The sequence below is a fragment of the Isoptericola variabilis genome (genome assembly GCF_050311655.1).
Lineage (GTDB): Bacteria > Actinomycetota > Actinomycetes > Actinomycetales > Cellulomonadaceae > Isoptericola > Isoptericola variabilis.
This window is the reverse complement of the sequence record NZ_JBNOZM010000021.1, coordinates 1-338: the sequence shown is the minus strand read 5'-3', so window position 1 is coordinate 338 and position 338 is coordinate 1. Positions and strand designations below refer to the sequence as shown.

General features: G+C 69.2%; 1 protein-coding gene. It reads left to right on the top strand.

What is annotated here, in order from left to right:
* Positions 1-338, top strand: a 338-nt coding sequence (locus ACQP60_RS20900; RefSeq protein WP_429736574.1) for a sugar phosphate nucleotidyltransferase, incomplete at both ends; no start/stop codon positions are given.

Here is a 338-nt window from a genome sequence, read left to right as displayed (position 1 = left end):
CTGGTGCTGGGCGACAACATCTTCTACGGGCAAGGGCTGGGCGACCAGCTGCAGAAGTACACGACCCTCGACGGCGGCGCGGTGTTCGCCTACCGGGTCGCTGACCCCACCGCGTACGGGGTGGTCGAGTTCGACGCCGCCGGGCGCGCGATCTCCTTGGAGGAGAAGCCCGCCCGGCCGAAGTCGAGCTACGCCGTGCCGGGGCTGTACTTCTACGACAACGACGTGGTCGAGATCGCGAAGCACCTGCAGCCCTCGGCGCGCGGGGAGTACGAGATCACCGACGTCAACCGCGCCTACCTCGAGCGCGGCGACCTGCACGTGGAGGTCCTGCCCCG